Here is a 14,288-nt window from a genome sequence, read left to right on the forward strand (position 1 = left end):
AGTCGTTCCTGAAACGGACGATTTCGCTTGCATCTGCATCTGCATCTGCATCTGCCGTTGCCTTTGCCGCATTGAGGATCGCAGCAATTGCCGTTGTGATTGCCGCGACTACGGTCTCCGACGTTGCCGCGGAGCCACAAGTGGCCTGCTCGCTCGGCTACCCGTTAGCGCCGCCCGCGCATGAGCAGAAGAAAGCAATCGACGCGCCGCGCCACGTGCCGCTCGCGCGCATGGACGATCCGCGCTGCGCCGCGCAACCCAGCGCCGCGCTGGACCGGCTCGCCGCCTATCACTGTGCGCAGTTGTACGACGCGGCCGGCCGGCTCGAAGAGGCGCTTGGCTGGTACGGCATCGCCGCCGTTGCGGGCTATGGACCCGCGCAAAAACGTCTTGGCAACCTGTACGGCGGCGAGGGCGACGTCGCGCGTGATTATGCGTGCGCCGTGTACTGGCAGCGCCGGGCACGCGAGTCCGGCGAGTCGATCGATCTGCCGCACGTTTTCATGGGAGGCACGCCGCCTTGAGCGGCCGCAGCGATGGAAGAGCTACAACAACTCGGCAGATATCAGATCAAGCGCGTGCTTGGGCGCGGCGCGATGGGGGTCGTCTACGAAGGCGCCGACCCGAAACTGAACCGGCCTGTCGCGATCAAGACCATTCTCAAGAGCCAGCTTTCCGATCCGGAGATGGCGGCCGAATATCAGGTGCGCTTCGAACGCGAGGCGCAGGCCGTCGCGCGGCTGAACCATCCGCATATCGTCGGCGTATTCGATTTCGGCGAAGAGAACAACGTCGCCTATATCGTGATGGAGCTGATTCGCGGCGAGGAGCTCAAGGCGTACTTCGACAAGGGCACGCAATTCGCCGTGAAGGACGCGGTGCGCATGACCGGCGAATTGCTCGACGCGCTCGGCTACGCGCACGAGCAAGGCATCGTGCATCGCGACGTGAAGCCGGCAAACGTCATGCTCGACGCGCAGATGCGCGTGAAACTGACCGACTTCGGTGTCGCGCGTCTGTCGGATACCGGTAGCGACGGCACCCAGGCCGGCACGATGGTGGGGACACCTAGCTATATGTCGCCCGAGCAGGCAATGGGCAATCCGGTCGGCACGCGTTCGGATATTTTCGCGGCCGGTATCGTGCTGTATCAGTTGTTGACGATGAAGCGGCCGTTTGTCGGGGATGGTCATTGGGCGGTGCAGCGGCAGATTATCCAGGACGACCCGGTGCCGCCGTCGGTGCAGAATCCGGCGCTCGATCCCGTGTTCGACGCGATCGTGTTCCGTGCGCTTGCGAAGAATCCGGAGGAACGTTACCCATACGCACGGGCGTTCAAGGAGGATTTGCAGCGCGCGCTTGCCGGTCAGGCGATCGACGAGGACGAGGCGACCATGCTCGCGGTGGCCGCGGCACGCGCACGGCCGCCGGGCGAGACCGGCGCGGCACGCGGTACGCGCGTCGCGAACGATTCGAGCGCGGTCGAAATCGAGTTCTGGAAAACCATCAAGGACAGCAGCGATCCGGACGAATTCGAGCTTTATATCGCGAAGTTTCCAAACGGGACCTATGCCGATCTCGCGCGCCGCAAGCTGGCGAAGCTGCATGGCGATGATTCGTCGGCTTCGCGTGCCGCCATGCGTGGCGAGGGTGTCGCGGATGGGGGCACGCGGCTCGCGCTTGACCGGCCCGATCAGCCTGGCATGCCGGGGGCTTCGGGCGATGGATCGATGCGGGTTGCGCCGGTCGCGAAGAAGTCTGGCAGGACTGCGTTGATCGCGGTTGCGTCGGTGGCGGTGCTGGCCGTGGGCGGCGGTGGGTATTTCATGCTCAGGCAGAGTGCACCGGTAGCTGTGAACAGCGGTGGGGTCGCAGCAAGTGTTGCGCCGTCAGTCAATGCGAATGGGACATCGCTCGTGGCTGGGAAGCCCGTGGACGCTTCTTCATCGCAAGGTGCCGCGTCCGGCGCCGAGGCGCGGGTTGCGACAACGCCGCCGGTGGGCGCAACGGGCAATGCGAGTGCCTCGGGCGCCACAAGCGCGGCTACGGCCACAAACACCGCGAGCAGTGCAAGCAGCGTCAACACGGCGCAGCGCGAAGCCGCACGTCTGAAAGCGGCATCCGCCGCCGACGCCGAGCGCCGCGCGCGCGAGGCGCTCGCGAAGAACCGCGCTTCAGAAGCAGTCGTGAGCGCGAATAAAGCTGCCAGGCCGAATGCTGCGCCGACGGCGGCATCGAGCGCCACTGCAGCGGCCCAGACGCCGCGCACGACCGCCGCTCAAGCTGCGACGCCGGTTAGCAGCGCCACGGCGTCGCATGCCACTGCGACGTCTGCGTCGCCCACACCTTCACAGTCAAACGCGGCAAATTCGGCGAATGCGCAGCCAACGTCGCCCGGCACAAGCGCGCCCACGCTCGCCGCCAGATCCGCCGAGACTCCACCTGTAGCCGAACCAAAAGTATCGTCCGCCGATCTGCTTGCGCAGGCGGCGAAGCTGCAAGGAGAGGGCAAACTCAACGACGCCGTACGGCTCTACAAACGCGCGGCGCGTGGCGGCAGCGGTCAGGCGGCGAAGCAATTGGGCGACATCTACGGAAACGGCGCGGGTGACGTGCCACGCGATTACGCGGAGTCGATCCGCTGGTACAACGTCGCGCGCACGGCGGGAGTGGATGTGCCCGATGTGAGCAAGCGGTAGAGATTGAGGATGGGACTGCAAGCAGGTCGAATCGCAGATGGAATCAACGCTGTACTAACTATCAGGAGTTGCCATGGCCAGGTTCTACGAAAACGGTGCATTGCTGGAAATCGTCAATAACTCAGCTTTGCAACCCTCGGAGCAAAAGGGTCTGAAAGAGATACTGCTCTTTGTTCCAGATGTAATCGATTGGGCTATCGACGCATGCCTTGCGCCGCGACATGTGCAGGGAAACTAGGAGCTCACGGCCGCTCGGGACGAAGGCAAGCTGATACGCAGAAAATGGTTCGGCACACAGCGCGGGGCGGTTCGACATACGTTCCAGGATATAAAAAATTTCCTCGCGGACAAAAGCAAAACACTACGGGTTGAAGCGCATGGGGATCAATGTACCAACTTGGCGCACGCTTACACGCCAGACGATCAGAGACTGCGCAAGCGGGGTTCCATTTCGCTGTGCCCCTGCTTCTACAAAACGACGAACGTTCAGCAGATATCGACCATCATTCATGAATTGACTCATCTCATTAGAAAAACAGAAGACTATGAGCGCGACAACCACGACGTCTCCATATTTGTCAGCACATTTGACTTGATAAACGCAGACAATGAGGCTGCGCTTCGTAAAGAACAAAAGGCCTTCTATAAGAATGATCTTGAATGGTCGAAGAGGTCAACGTCTGCGTACAATTTTGAATACTTCATCGTCGACTTGATAAAGTCGGACGCGTCGAGTTTGCCTCGTGCCTGCGTCAAACAGTAGGCGGCGCTCAGTTTTCAACATACAGAGCTTCCGCGTATCGTGAGCGCGTGGTCACCGTCAGGCCGCCACGGAAACGTTTGGGAAACGCACCGTCTCAATAATTCACCCCGAGATCAGAAAAAGGGGTGAACGTGTTCGATGCCGATGCAATCCTGACCGAGTTATCCGCGGACGCGCCGTGCGGCAGCGACCTGGAATACGACGCGGCTTTTCTCGAGCTCGAAGAACTCGCCAAGGGCAAGGAAGAGGCGCAATTCGGCGCGACGGTCATTGCGGGCGAGCCGCCTGACTGGAAGGCGATCCGCAAAGCCTGCCTCGCATTGTTCACCCGCACGCGCGATCTGCGCATTACGATCCACCTGACCCGCGCGCTGCTCGAAACCGAGGGCGTCGCCGGGTTCACGCAAGCTCTCGTGATGTTGGACCGTTTGCTCGACGCGAACTGGGACCACGTGCATCCGCAACTCGATCCGGACGACGACAACGATCCGACGATGCGCGTCAACGCGCTCGCAGCCCTGATTGAACCCACTACCGTTCTGCGCACACTCAAAGCTGCGCCGCTGATCGACGCCGGCGTGGCAGGGCGCGTCAGCCTGCGCGACATCGAAATCGCCAACGGCGAGATGCCGGCCCCGGCAGGCGAGGAAGCGCCGACGATGACGCTGATCGAAGGGATCTTCCTGAATGTCGATCTCGGCGTGTTGCAGCAATCAGCGGCCGTACTCGAAGAGGCCTGCGCCCGCATCGAACATATCGAATCGCAGCTCACGGAACGGGTGGGCGCCGCGCGGGCCATCGACCTCACCGAACTCACCCGCCTGCTCAAACGCGCCCGCGATTTCACGGCCCAGCGCTTGCAGCGCCGCGCGCCGGTGGAAGCAACCGAGGTGGGCAACGAGGCCGACGCGAACCCTGCAGACGGCGACGCCGCTCAGCACGGCGCGAACGCCCCCGCGCGCAAAGACGAAATCACCGGCCGCGACGACGTCACGCGCCTGCTCGACAAACTCTGCGCGTACTACGAGCGCCACGAGCCGTCGAGCCCCGTGCCCTTGATGCTGCTGCGCGCGCGGCGCCTCGTGACGATGAGCTTCCTCGAAATCGTCGCGGACCTCGCGCCAGAGAGCATGGCATCCGTCCGCCAGGTGGGCGGCATTCAGTCGGAGTAATCCCAGCAACCCCTTCGTAAGCGGAGAGTCATCGTGGCCAAGGAAAGCAGTCAGAAATTCATCGCTCGAAACCGGGCGCCGCGCGTCCAGATCGAGTATGACGTCGAGGTGTACGGATCGCAGAAGAAAGTGCAGATCCCGTTCGTGATGGGCGTGCTTGCCGATCTGTCCGGCAGGCCGGCGGACCCGCTCGCGCCGGTTGCCGATCGCAAGTTTCTCGAGATCGACGTCGACAACTTCGACGAGCGGATGAAGGCGACCAAGCCGCGTGTGGCGATCCAGGTGCCGAACACCCTCACGGGCGAAGGCAATCTCTCGGTCGATATGACCTTCGAGAGCATGGACGATTTCTCGCCCGCGGCGATTGCCCGCAAGGTCGGCTCGCTCAACCAGTTGCTCGAAGCGCGCTCGCAACTCGCCAATCTGTTGACCTACATGGATGGCAAGACCGGCGCGGAAACACTGATCGCGCAACTGCTCGAGCAGCCGGCGCTGATGCAGGCGCTCACCTCGGCACCGAAGCCGCAGGAATAACCCCAATCGCTACCGACGGAGTTTCACATGGCCGAGACCAGTACCGAATCACAAGCGTCGCCTGGCGGCGAGACCGTTGAGCTCAGCGAGTTCGCGAGCCTGCTGCAAAAGGAATTCAAGCCGAAAACCGACAAGGCGAAAGAAGCCGTCGAAGAGGCCGTCAAGACACTCGCGGTGCAGGCGCTCGCCGGCACCCACCTCGTGTCGAACGACGTGCTTGCCACCGTCGGCGCATTGATCGCACAGATCGACAGGAAGCTCACCGAGCAGATTCATCAGATCCTGCACAACGAGGAATTCCAGGCACTCGAAAGCGCCTGGCGCGGTTTGCATTATCTGGTGAACAACACCGAGACCGACGAAATGCTGAAGATCCGCGTCTTCAACGTTTCGAAGAACGAATTGGGCAAGACCCTCAAGAAATACAAGGGCACCGCATGGGATCAAAGCCCGGTGTTCAAGAAGGTCTACGAAGAAGAATACGGTCAGTTCGGCGGTGAACCGTTCGGCGCGCTGGTCGCCGATTACTACTTCGACAACAGCGCACCGGATGTCGAGCTTCTCAGTTCGATGGCGAAGATCGCGGCCGCGGCGCATGCGCCGTTCATTAGCGCTGCCGATCCGTCTGTGATGCTGATGGATTCGTGGCAGGAGCTCGCCAATCCGCGCGATCTGACGAAGATTTTCCAGACGCCCGAACATGCCGCGTGGCGCTCGTTCCGCGATTCGGAGGACGCGCGCTACGTCGGCCTGACGATGCCGCGCTTCCTGTCGCGGGCACCGTACGGCGCGAATACGAATCCGGTCGAAGAGTTCGATTTTGAGGAGGAAACGAGCGGCGACCCGAAGAACTACACATGGTCGAACGCGGCGTATGCGATGGCCGTCAACATCAACCGCTCGTTCAAGACCTATGGCTGGTGCTCGCAGATTCGCGGCATCGAATCGGGTGGCGCGATCGAAGGCCTGCCGGTGCACGCGTTTCCGTCGGACGACGGCGGTGTCGACATGACCTGTCCGACCGAGATCGCGATCAGCGACCGCCGCGAAGCCGAACTGGCGAAGAACGGTTTCATGCCGCTCATTCACAAGAAGAACACGGATTTCGCGGCCTTTATCGGCGCGCAGTCGTTGCAACGTCCCGCCGAATACGAGGACGCGGACGCAACCGCCAACGCGAACCTCGCGGCGCGCCTGCCGTACCTGTTCGCGACCTGCCGCTTCGCGCATTACCTGAAGTGCATCGTGCGCGACAAGATCGGTTCGTTCAAGGAACGCAGCGATATGGAGATCTGGTTGAACAACTGGATCGGCCAGTACGTGGAAAACAACCCGGCCACCGCGACCGAGGCCGACAAGGCGCGCAAACCGCTCGCCGGTGCGGAAGTCGTGGTGGAAGAAGTCGAAGGCAATCCGGGTTACTACGGCGCGAAGTTTTTCCTGCGCCCGCATTACCAGCTCGAAGGACTGACCGTGTCGTTGCGGCTCGTCTCGAAGCTGCCGTCGGCCAAGAAGTAATCGGATCAGCAAGCTTCGGCAGCCCGGTGTCCATCGGGTTGTTGCTCACTTATCAAGAGGAAAAAAATGATTCTCCTGAACTTCGGAACAAAGATCAAAGGCACCTCCAAGGTCGACGACCATACCGACTGGATCGCCGTCAACTCCATGCAATTGGGCGTCGGTCGCGCCATTTCCACGAGCAGCGACGGCGCGACCGATCGCGATACGAGCAATCCGTCGTTCTCGGAGGTGACGTTCTCCAAGCCGACCGATATCGCGTCGGCCGACCTGTTCGCCCAGGCGACCTATGGCAAGTCGCTAGGCAAGGCGGAGATTCACTTCATCCAGACGGGCGGCGCGGACAAGACCGACCAGGTGTATCTGAAGATCGAACTGGAGGATGCGATCATCAGCGCCTATTCGATGTCGAGCGGCGGCGACCGGCCGTCCGAATCGTTCTCGTTGAATTTCGCCAAGATCTCGTTCCAGTACGACCAGTTCGACGGCGCCAAGGTGACGACCGGCACGCCGAAGAAGTGGGACCTGAGCACGAACAAGGCGACGTATTGACCCTGGCGTACCAACGACAACGGCCTTCATCGTTCCCCATGCCGCGACGTCCGCGCCGCGCGCTGGGGAGCCTCAGAGACATACCATGACGACTCAGGATCTGTTGCGAAGCGGCCGGCTCGACGACGCACTCGCCGCGCTGACGCAGGAAGTGCGCGCCAACCCGGCCGATCCGAAAAGCCGCGTATTCCTGTTTCAGCTGCTTGCCGTGCTTGGCCAGTGGGAACGGGCGAACACGCAGCTTGCCGTGTGCGGCGAGCTGGATGCCGGTGCGTTGGCCATGGTGCAAAGCTACCGCGAAGCCCTGCGCTGCGAGGCGCTGCGCGCGGAAGTGTTCGCGGGGCGGCGCACACCGGTCATCTTCGGCGAACCGGAAGCGTGGATTGCACTGATGCTCGAAGCGCTGAAGCGCGATGCCACCGGCGCCTTTGCCGAGGCCGCGCACATTCGCGAAGAAGCGCTCGAGATGGCGCCGGCCAGCAGCGGCACGCTCGACGGCGTGCCGTTCGAATGGATTGCCGATGCGGATGCGCGTCTCGGGCCGCTGGTGGAGATGATCGTCAACGGTCACTACTACTGGGTGCCGTTTCACCGGCTGACCCGGATCGCTTTCGACGCGCCGGCGGATCTGCGCGACACCGTGTGGATGCCGGCCCAGGTGACCTTCGCGAGCGGCGGCGAGAGCGTCGCGTTTGTGCCGACCCGGTACGACGGCACACTTGCCGCGGCCAACGACGCGCTGAAACTCGCGCGCCGTACCGAGTGGCGTGAGCCGCACGAGGGTGTGTTTGTCGGTATCGGACAGCGCGTGTTGGCGACCGACACTGGCGATCACTCGCTGATGGACGTGCGCGACATTCAGATCGACGCCGCGCCCGCAGCGCCGCTGCAGTGAGGCAATCATGGCCGAACTGACCGCCAGGGAACGTCTTCAGCCGTCGCTGCTCGACCGGCTGACCGACGACGAACCGGACAACACGCAGGAATCGCGCGAGCGTCGCGTGCTGTCGATGCGTACGCTGCGCCAGGCGGTGCTGCGCGATCTCGCGTGGCTCTTCAATTCCAGCGGCATCGGCATTCTGCAGGATCTCGAAGCATTTCCACTCGCGGCGCAATCGGTCGTCAACTATGGCATGCCCGATTTTTCCGGACAGACCGCCTCGGGCATCGACATCGAAGGTGTCGCGCGCCGCATGCGCCAGGCAATCTGGGACTTCGAGCCGCGTATCTTGCGCAACACGGTGCAGGTGCGGCCGATTGCTTTCGACCAGAGTTCGCACAACCAGCTCATTTTCGAACTCGAAGGCGAACTGTGGGGGCAACCCGTGCCTGAGCGTTTGTTCCTGAAGACCGAGCTCGACCTGGAAATGGGCGAGATCCGCGTAACCGATTTCGACGCGGTGTTTTCCTGATGGACACGCGCCTGCTGCGCTACTACGAGCGCGAACTCCAGCATCTGCGCGAAACCGGCGGTGAATTCGCCCGTGAGTTTCCGAAGGTGGCGGGACGCCTCGGGCTTGAAAGTTTTGCGTGCGCCGACCCTTACGTCGAGCGCTTGCTGGAAGGCTTCAGCTTTCTCGCCGCGCGCGTGCAGATGAAAATCGACGCGGAGTTTCCACGCTTCACCGAACACCTGCTGGAGCTGGTCTATCCGCATTACCTGGCGCCGACGCCGTCGATGGCGGTGGTGCAGTTCGCGCCGGACCTGGCCGAAGGCAGCCTCGCCTCAGGGTTCACGCTGCCGCGCGGCACTGTGCTGAAAAGCATTCTCGGCAAGAACGACCAGACGCCGTGCGAATATCGCACCGCGCATGAAACCACACTCTGGCCGCTTGAGATCGCCCACGCGGAGTATTTCGCGCACGCGGGCGAGATCGCCGGGCTCGATTTCTCGCGGCTCGGCACCGTACGCGCCGGCTTGAGATTGCGCCTGCGCGCGACAGCCGGTCTTGCGCTTAACGAACTATCGCTCGAACGCCTGACGCTGCATCTGCGCGGCAGCGATGCGTTGCCCGCGCAGTTGTACGAGCAGATCTTCGCTCACGCGCTGGCGCTGATCGCGATGCCGGCCAGGACCAACGCCAATGGCAACGCAGTGTGGCATGAGGTGATCGACCGGGCGCAGATCGGCCGGGTGGGATTCTCGTCGGACGAGGCCTTGCTGCCGCATGGACCGCGGTCGTTTCACGGCTACCGGCTGCTGCACGAGTATTTCGCGTTTCCGCAGCGTTACCAGTTCGTCGAACTCGGTGGCCTTGCGCGCGCCGTCAGCCGAAGCACGGACAACGAGCTCGATCTTGTGATTCTGTTCGACCGCTTGCAGCCGTCACTCGAAGGCGGCGTCGGCGCGGAGACATTCGGCCTGTTCTGTGCGCCCGCGATCAACCTGTTTCCGAAGCGCTCGGATCGCGTTCATCTGGCAAAACAGCAGGCCGAGTTTCACCTGATTCCAGACCGCACCCGGCCGATGGATTTCGAAATCCAACAGGTGATGTCCGTCACCGGTTACGGCAGCGGCAAGGACGAGCAGCAGGTGTTCCGGCCGTTCTATGCGGCCAACGACCTGATGAACGAGCGCGAGGCGGGCGCGTACTACCAGGTGCGCCGCGCGCGCCGCGTGCTGTCCGAGCGGCAGCGGCGCCAGGGACCGCGCTCGAGCTATATCGGCAGCGAAATGTTCGTCTCGCTGGTCGACCCGCTGGAGGCGCCTTATCGCAGCGACCTGCGCCAGCTCGGCGCCGAGCTGTTGTGCACCAATCGCGATCTGCCGCTTTCCATGCCGCTTGGCCTCGGCAAGACCGATTTCACGCTGGAGGCGAGCGCACCCGTGCAGTCCGTGCGCTGCGTCGCGGGACCCACGGCGCCGGCGCCATCGTATGCGGAAGGGGAAGTAGCGTGGCGCGTGGTCAGCCATCTGTCGCTGAACTATCTGTCCTTGCTCGATCAAGGTGAGAAAGAGGGCGCTTCGGCGCTGCGCGATCTACTGCGCCTATACGTGGGTGTTGCCGACACGGTCGGGCACCGGCAGATCGAAGGAGTGCGCTCGGTGTCGTCGCAGCCGGTCGTGCGGCGCATCCCGGCACCGGGACATATCGCTTACGGGCGAGGTTTGCAGGTCACCGTGACGATGGACGAAAGCGCCTTCGAAGGCGCGGGTATTTTTCTGTTCGGCGGCGTGCTCGAACAGTTCTTCGCCAAGTACACGTCGCTCAATACCTTCACCGAGACCGTCGTGCGTTCGACCACGCGCGGCGACATCATGAAATGGCCGGCGAGGAGCGGACGATGCGAGATCCTGTAGCGCAGCTCGCGCCGCTTGCCGAAGAGCCACGGCGCTTCGACTTCTACGCGGCGCTGCGGCTGATCGAGGCCGCGTACCCGGACCATCCGCGCCTGGGCCGTTCGCAGCGCGCCGCCGACGATCCGGTGCGGCTCGCCCAGGCGGTGACGCTCGCATTCGAGCCGGCGATGATCGAGAAGCTTGAATGGCGCGGCGAGAAACCGCCGCGCATGGAGGTCAACTTTCTCGGCCTGAGCGGACCGAACGGACCGCTGCCGCTGCATTTGACCGAGTACATCCGCGACCGTCTGCGCAATTCTGCCGACCCGACGCTGGCGCGGTTTCTCGACGTGTTTCACCACCGCATGCTGTCGTTGTTCTATTGCGCGTGGGCCAATGCGCAGCCCGCCGTCAGTCTCGACCGCCCCGAAGCCGACCGTTTCGCCGCCTATGTCGCGTCGCTCGTCGGGCTCGGCATGCCGTCGCTGCAACATCGCTCGAGCGTGCCCGGCGTCGCGAAGCTCCACTACGCAGGGCGTCTTGCCGATCAGCGCCGCAACGCCGAGGGTCTTGCCGCGCTGCTCGCGGATTTTTTCCGCATGGCGGTGCGCGTCGAACCGTTCGTCGGTCATTGGATGCGCTTGCCGGTCGACGAGCGCACGCGTCTGAAGACGGGGGTGAACGCCGAACGGCTCGGCGTGAGCACCGTGCTGGGCAGCGCGGTATGGAACGTCCAGCACAAATTCCGTTTGCGCATCGGTCCACTCGATTTCGAGCAGTTCTGCACGCTGTTGCCGGGAGGCGCGAATCTCGCGCGCCTGATCGACTGGGTTCGCCAGTACGCGGGCGATGCGCTCGCCTGGGATGTGCGGCTCGTGCTGAGGAAGGAACACGTGCCGCCGTTGCGGCTCGGGCGTACCGCGCGGCTCGGACTTACGACCTCGGTCGGGGGCCGCGAGCGGGCGCGCGATGCCGACCAGTTGCTGTTCTATCCGGTTCCTTCGCGATCCTGAGGCGACACGTCTCCGGTGTCGGAGAAAGAACATTTCATTAAACGTAGGCACCCATACGCTCTAGAGGACATTCATGGCTGAGATCAGTCGCGTCGCGCTGTTCGGGAAGTTGAACGGGCTCGCTTACCGGGCGATAGAAAGCAGTACGGTGTTCTGCAAGCTGCGTGGCAATCCGTACGTCGAGCTTGCGCACTGGATTCATCAGATCCTGCAATTGCAGGACTCCGACCTGCATCGCATCATTCGCCATTTCGACCTCGACACCGCCGTGCTAGCGCGGGACCTGACGGCGGCGCTCGATCGCATGCCGCGCGGCTCGACCTCGGTTACCGATCTGTCCTCGCAGGTCGAGGAGGCGGTCGAGCGTGCATGGGTGTACGGCACGCTGATGTTTGGCGAGTCACAGGTGCGCACCGGCTACATCATGGTCGGCCTGCTGAAGACACCGGGCTTGCGCCACTCGTTGCAGGCGATCTCGCGCCAGTTCGAGAAGGTCAAAAGCGAAACGCTCGCCGACGCCTTCGATGAAATCGCCGGCGGCTCGCCTGAGGCGAACCTCTCGGCTACCGACAACTTCCAGATGGGCGCGGCGGCGCCTGGCGAAGCCAGCGGTGCGCTTGCGCCCGCCGCGCTCGGCAAGGGCGAAGCCTTGAAACGCTTCACGCTCGATCTGACCGAACAGGCGAGAAGCGGCAAGCTCGACCCGATCGTCGGACGCGACGAAGAAATTCGCCAGGTGATCGATATCCTGATGCGCCGGCGCCAGAACAATCCGATCCTCACCGGCGAGGCCGGCGTCGGCAAGACCGCGGTGGTCGAAGGATTCGCGCAACGCATCGTGGCAGGCGACGTGCCGCCGCAATTGCGCGATGTGCGCCTGCTCACACTCGACGTCGGTCTGCTGCAAGCGGGCGCGAGCATGAAAGGGGAGTTCGAGAACCGGCTGCGGCAAGTGATTGAGGAAGTGCAGGCCTCGGAAAAGCCGGTGATCCTGTTTATCGACGAAGCGCATACGCTGGTGGGCGCGGGTGGCGCCGCGGGTACCGGCGACGCCGCCAACCTGCTCAAGCCGGCGCTCGCGCGCGGCACGCTGCGCACCGTTGCGGCGACCACGTGGGCGGAATACAAGAAACACATCGAGAAAGACCCGGCGCTCACGCGCCGCTTCCAGGTCGTACAGGTGCCGGAGCCGTCGGAAGAAAAAGCCTTGCTGATGATGCGCGGCATTGCCTCGTCGCTCGAGACGCATCATCGCGTGCAGATTCTCGACGAAGCGCTCGATGCGGCCGTCAAGCTGTCGCATCGCTACATCCCGGCGCGCCAATTGCCGGACAAGGCCGTGAGTCTGCTCGACACAACGTGCGCACGGGTTGCGGTCAGCCAGCACGCCACACCCGCCACGATCGACGATGCCAGAAAGCGCATCGCCGCACTTGAGACGGAATTGGCGATCATCGGCCGCGAGACGGCGGTCGGTGTCGATACGCTCGAACGCGAAACGCTCGCGACGCAAAAACTCGTCGCCGAGCGTGCCCGGCTCGCCGAACTCGACGCCCGCTGGCAAACGGAAAAGACGCTGGTGGACAGCATCCTCGAGCTGCGCGGCAAGCTGCGCGACGCGACCGGCAAGGTCGAAGGCGCGGCGGACACCGGCAGCGCCGAGACATGGCTCGCACAACTGAAGGATCTGCAGGCGCAACTCGTCGCGCACCAGGGTGAGACGCCGCTGATTTTGCCGACGGTGGATCACCAGGCGGTTGCATCGGTGGTGCAGGACTGGACCGGCATTCCGGTCGGCCGGATGGTGAAGAATGAAATCGAGAATGTGCTGAAACTCGCCGATACGTTGTCGCAGCGGATCATCGGTCAACGTCACGCACTCGACATGATCGCCAAGCGCATCCAGACCTCGCGCGCCGGTCTCGACAATCCCGGCAAACCAATCGGCGTGTTCATGCTGGCGGGCACTTCAGGCGTGGGCAAGACCGAGACCGCGCTGGCACTCGCCGAGGCGTTGTACGGCGGGGAGCAGAACGTCATCACGATCAACATGAGCGAGTACCAGGAAGCCCACACGGTTTCATCGCTCAAGGGCGCGCCGCCGGGCTATGTGGGCTACGGCGAAGGCGGTGTGCTGACCGAGGCGGTGCGCCGCCGTCCGTACAGCATCGTGCTGCTCGACGAAGTGGAAAAGGCCCACCCGGATGTGCACGAAATCTTCTTCCAGGTCTTCGACAAGGGCTGGATGGAAGACGGCGAAGGCCGCGTGATCGATTTCAAGAACACGCTGATCCTGCTGACGACGAACGCCGGCACTGATCTGATCACGAGCCTGTGCAAGGACCCGGAGCTGATGCCCGACGCCGAAGGCATCGCCAAGGCCTTGCGTGAGCCGCTGCTGAAGGTGTTCCCGCCGGCGCTGCTGGGCCGTCTCGTCACGATCCCGTACTACCCGCTGAACGACGAGATGATCGGCGCGATCATCCGCCTGCAACTCGGACGCATCGCGCGTCGCGTCGCACAAAGCCACAAAGTGCCGTTCACCTACGACGACGACGTGGTCAAGCTGATCGCGAGCCGCTGCACGGAGCTGGAAAGCGGCGGCCGGATGATCGACGCGATCCTCACCAACAGTCTGCTGCCCGCCATCAGTGGCGAATTTCTCACGCGCCTGATGGACGGCAAGCCGGTGCGGCGTGCGCATATCACCGTGTCGAACGGCGAGTTCGGTTATGCATTCGATTGAGGAGCAGCGCT

General features: G+C 63.2%; 13 protein-coding genes. All 13 read left to right on the plus strand.

The genetic code is table 11. The features are described 5' to 3' along the window. Positions 1–140: 140 nt before the first annotated feature. Positions 141–524, plus strand: a complete 384-nt coding sequence (locus PQR67_RS22275; protein WP_408464062.1) for an SEL1-like repeat protein — start codon at positions 141–143, stop codon at positions 522–524. A 12-nt stretch (positions 525–536) separates the two neighbouring features. Next, positions 537–2,699: a serine/threonine-protein kinase gene (locus PQR67_RS22280; protein ID WP_408464065.1), complete on the plus strand. Its 2,163-nt coding sequence runs from the start codon at positions 537–539 to the stop codon at positions 2,697–2,699. A gap of 73 nt (positions 2,700–2,772) precedes the next feature. Further along, positions 2,773–2,937, plus strand: a complete 165-nt coding sequence (locus PQR67_RS22285; RefSeq protein WP_408464067.1) for a hypothetical protein — start codon at positions 2,773–2,775, stop codon at positions 2,935–2,937. Positions 2,938–3,027: 90 nt separating this feature from the next. Continuing rightward, the gene (locus PQR67_RS22290) at positions 3,028–3,462 is read left to right on the plus strand and encodes a hypothetical protein (RefSeq protein WP_408464284.1); all 435 of its coding nucleotides are present in this window, start codon (positions 3,028–3,030) and stop codon (positions 3,460–3,462) included. A 125-nt stretch (positions 3,463–3,587) separates the two neighbouring features. After that, entirely contained in the window at positions 3,588–4,634 is a 1,047-nt protein-coding gene (tssA, locus tag PQR67_RS22295; RefSeq protein ID WP_408464070.1) for a type VI secretion system protein TssA, read from the plus strand. Between the two features lie 30 nt (positions 4,635–4,664). Next, positions 4,665–5,168: a type VI secretion system contractile sheath small subunit gene (gene tssB / locus PQR67_RS22300; RefSeq protein WP_408464286.1), complete on the plus strand. Its 504-nt coding sequence runs from the start codon at positions 4,665–4,667 to the stop codon at positions 5,166–5,168. A 27-nt stretch (positions 5,169–5,195) separates the two neighbouring features. Beyond that, positions 5,196–6,686 carry a type VI secretion system contractile sheath large subunit gene (gene tssC, locus PQR67_RS22305; protein ID WP_408464073.1) on the plus strand — a complete coding sequence of 497 codons (1,491 nt, stop codon included), beginning with the start codon at positions 5,196–5,198 and terminating at the stop codon, positions 6,684–6,686. A 66-nt stretch (positions 6,687–6,752) separates the two neighbouring features. Continuing rightward, positions 6,753–7,238, plus strand: a complete 486-nt coding sequence (locus PQR67_RS22310; protein ID WP_408464076.1) for an Hcp family type VI secretion system effector — start codon at positions 6,753–6,755, stop codon at positions 7,236–7,238. An 85-nt stretch (positions 7,239–7,323) separates the two neighbouring features. Next, entirely contained in the window at positions 7,324–8,133 is an 810-nt protein-coding gene (locus PQR67_RS22315) for a type VI secretion system accessory protein TagJ (RefSeq protein WP_408464079.1), read from the plus strand. Between the two features lie 7 nt (positions 8,134–8,140). Next, positions 8,141–8,650 (plus strand): type VI secretion system baseplate subunit TssE, encoded by a 510-nt coding sequence (gene tssE / locus PQR67_RS22320; protein WP_408464082.1) that lies wholly within the window; start codon positions 8,141–8,143, stop codon positions 8,648–8,650. Continuing rightward, positions 8,650–10,539, plus strand: a complete 1,890-nt coding sequence (tssF, locus tag PQR67_RS22325) for a type VI secretion system baseplate subunit TssF (RefSeq protein ID WP_408464085.1) — start codon at positions 8,650–8,652, stop codon at positions 10,537–10,539. The genes tssE and tssF overlap by 1 nt, the downstream gene beginning before the upstream one ends. Beyond that, positions 10,524–11,531, plus strand: a complete 1,008-nt coding sequence (gene tssG, locus PQR67_RS22330) for a type VI secretion system baseplate subunit TssG (protein ID WP_408464088.1) — start codon at positions 10,524–10,526, stop codon at positions 11,529–11,531. Before tssF ends, tssG begins: the two co-directional genes overlap by 16 nt. Positions 11,532–11,604: 73 nt before the next feature. Then, positions 11,605–14,277, plus strand: coding sequence for a type VI secretion system ATPase TssH (gene tssH, locus PQR67_RS22335; protein ID WP_408464091.1), 2,673 nt, complete (start codon positions 11,605–11,607; stop codon positions 14,275–14,277). The last annotated feature ends 11 nt before the right edge of the window (positions 14,278–14,288 follow it).

This window comes from Paraburkholderia fungorum (genome assembly GCF_046026025.1).
Classification (GTDB): domain Bacteria; phylum Pseudomonadota; class Gammaproteobacteria; order Burkholderiales; family Burkholderiaceae; genus Paraburkholderia; species Paraburkholderia fungorum_E.

Bases quoted from the DNA above. Each gene is read 5' to 3' on its own strand.
- tssG (WP_408464088.1), top strand. From the start codon at position 10,524: ATGCGAGATCCTGTAGCGCAGCTCGCGCCGCTTGCCGAAGAGCCACGG.
- tssF (WP_408464085.1), top strand. From the start codon at position 8,650: ATGGACACGCGCCTGCTGCGCTACTACGAGCGCGAACTCCAGCATCTG.
- tssE (WP_408464082.1), top strand. From the start codon at position 8,141: ATGGCCGAACTGACCGCCAGGGAACGTCTTCAGCCGTCGCTGCTCGAC.
- PQR67_RS22310 (WP_408464076.1), top strand. From the start codon at position 6,753: ATGATTCTCCTGAACTTCGGAACAAAGATCAAAGGCACCTCCAAGGTC.
- PQR67_RS22280 (WP_408464065.1), top strand. From the start codon at position 537: ATGGAAGAGCTACAACAACTCGGCAGATATCAGATCAAGCGCGTGCTT.
- PQR67_RS22285 (WP_408464067.1), top strand. From the start codon at position 2,773: ATGGCCAGGTTCTACGAAAACGGTGCATTGCTGGAAATCGTCAATAAC.
- PQR67_RS22315 (WP_408464079.1), top strand. From the start codon at position 7,324: ATGACGACTCAGGATCTGTTGCGAAGCGGCCGGCTCGACGACGCACTC.
- tssC (WP_408464073.1), top strand. From the start codon at position 5,196: ATGGCCGAGACCAGTACCGAATCACAAGCGTCGCCTGGCGGCGAGACC.
- tssH (WP_408464091.1), top strand. From the start codon at position 11,605: ATGGCTGAGATCAGTCGCGTCGCGCTGTTCGGGAAGTTGAACGGGCTC.